Consider the following 1040-nt stretch of genomic DNA (forward strand, 5'->3'; position numbering starts at 1 on the left):
TGCTAGCTGTACTGACCACGGACGTTGGTGACGGCGTGGTGAGGTGACAAGACGAAGACCTCCGAGTGAAGTGCGAACTGCCTAGGAACGCACCAACTCACTTCGGAGGTCTTCGTGTCTCACCGTAATGCCCCTTTGTCCGAAACCGGTCGCCTGCGGCTGGCTCGTTGCGTCGTCGATGATGGCTGGTCTTTGCGTCGGGCTGCCGAACGTTTCCAGGTGTCGGTGTCCACGGCCTCGCGGTGGGCGGGCCGCTATCGCGAGCAGGGTGAGTCGGGGATGGCCGACCGCAGCTCACGCCCACACCACAGCCCCAATCGCACACCTACACGCACTGAGCGGCGCATCATTGGCGTGCGCGTCACCCGGCGGTGGGGGCCAGCCCGTATCGGCTATCTGCTCGGGATTCATCCCTCAACGGTGCATCGGGTGCTGAGCCGCTACCGGATCGCCAAGCTGCGCTGGCTCGACCGCGCGACCGGACGCGTCGTTCGCCGAATGGAGTCCGCAGGCTGCGGCGACCTGGTGCACGTCGATGTCAAGAAACTCGGCAAGATCCCCGCCGGCGGCGGCTGGCGCATGGTGGGCCGTACGAAGGGCAACCGCAACGCCAGGGCCGACAAGAGCAGCGGGGTGACCAACAAGTACGGCAACCCGGTCCGCGGTTACCACTTCATCCACACCGCCATCGACGCGCATTCGCGGCTGGCCTACTCCGAATTACTCGCCGACGAGGGCAAGGACACCGCCGCCGGCTTCTGGCGGCGTGCCAACGCGTGGTTCACCGATTGCGGCATCACCGTTCGAAAGGTGTTGACCGACAACGGGAACTGTTATCGATCGCACGTCTTCCGCGATGCCCTCGGCGATATCGAGCATCGTCGCACTCGGCCCTACCGGCCGCAGACCAACGGCAAGGTGGAGCGCTTCCATCGCACTCTGGCCGACGAGTGGGCCTATGCGCGGCTCTACACCAGCGACGCGCAACGCTGCGACGAATACCCGCGCTGGTTGCACACCTATAATCACCACCGCGGCCA

At 65.1% G+C, this 1040-nt stretch carries 1 protein-coding gene; it reads left to right on the forward strand.

Annotated features, from left to right (window positions below; genetic code table 11):
• Positions 1 to 114 precede the first annotated feature (114 nt).
• The coding region (locus AWC12_RS28600; RefSeq protein ID WP_085178258.1) for an IS481 family transposase at positions 115 to 1040 on the forward strand (926 nt) is incomplete at its 3' end.

The organism is Mycolicibacterium iranicum (genome assembly GCF_002101705.1).
Classification (GTDB): Bacteria; Actinomycetota; Actinomycetes; order Mycobacteriales; family Mycobacteriaceae; genus Mycobacterium; species Mycobacterium iranicum.